This is a genomic window from Oleiphilus sp. HI0043, from assembly GCF_001634935.1.
On sequence record NZ_LWEY01001276.1, the window covers coordinates 1 to 1,211 of the forward strand.

Here is a 1,211-nt window from a genome sequence, read left to right on the forward strand (position 1 = left end):
ACAACCCACACGTTGAACCAAAATAGTGCAAAACTAATCCATCCGTGAACCGTATATGAACTTAAGCTAAGTCAATCTTAAGTGCCTTATTAAAGAGACTTGCAGCGTACTTAACCATGTTGAGTTAGAATCATACCTCCAATGGTATATAAATTGCTGCGATAACTTGCAAAAATTAGCAATGTATTGATTATAGCATTCATAACACGGCAGTACGGAGATTAGAGATGAAGCAGCAGCTTGTGGTAATCGGAAACGGCATGGCTGGAATGAAAGCTGTAGAAGAGTTAGTCAGCGCCTCTCCTGAAAAGTTTGATATTACGGTCTTTGGTGCTGAGCCCTACGGCAACTACAACCGAATCATGCTATCCCCCGTACTCTGTGGAGAAAAGTCCATTGAAGATATCATTATTCATGACCGGCAATGGTATCACGACCATAATATAACCCTGTATTCCGGAGCAGATAAGCTGGTTATTGATATCGATAGAAGCAAACGTTGCGTCACAGCACGTGATGGCACTCAAGCACGTTATGACAGACTACTGATAGCAACAGGCTCTAAACCCTTTATTCTTCCTATTCCAGGAAGCAAACTCGAAGGTGTGATCGCCTTTCGCGATATATATGATGTCAATAAGATGCTTGCCTATAGCGAGACAAAAAAGAATGCAGTGGTCTTAGGCGGCGGGCTACTAGGTCTTGAAGCAGCCAACGGCCTTGCGCAGCGAGGCATGCACGTTACCGTTATTCATAGCAAGGAAGTGCTCCTTAACAGACAGCTCGATGCGACAGCCGGTCACTTACTCCAGCAGGAACTCACAAGCCGAAACGTTAAGTTTAAAATGCCGGCCGAGACAGAAGAGCTTCTTGCAGATGATTCAGGGCATGTTAGAGCCGTTCGCTTTGCCGATGGAAGTGAGCTCGACTGCGACTTATTTGTTATGGCGATTGGCGTCAGGCCAAATTTTGAACTGGCTGAGAAAGCGGGCTTACATTGTGAAAAAGGCATTGTTGTCAGCGATACATTACAAACGTACGACCCTAGCATCTATGCTGTGGGGGAGTGCATTCAGCATAGAGGCGACACTTTTGGCCTGGTAGCACCTTTGTTCGAGCAAGCCAGAGTATGTGCTAATCACCTCAGTGGCCACGGTGTTGCGGAATACAAGACTCTCCCCAGTGCGACCAAATTAAAAGTAACCGGTATT

The 1,211-nt window shown here is 45.7% G+C and carries 1 protein-coding gene; it reads left to right on the forward strand.

Going from position 1 to position 1,211, the window contains the following annotated elements; all coding sequences use genetic code 11:
- Window positions 1-227: 227 nt before the first annotated feature.
- Window positions 228-1,211, forward strand: a 984-nt coding sequence (locus tag A3729_RS16615) for an NAD(P)/FAD-dependent oxidoreductase (RefSeq protein WP_082882119.1), incomplete at its 3' end; no start/stop codon positions are given.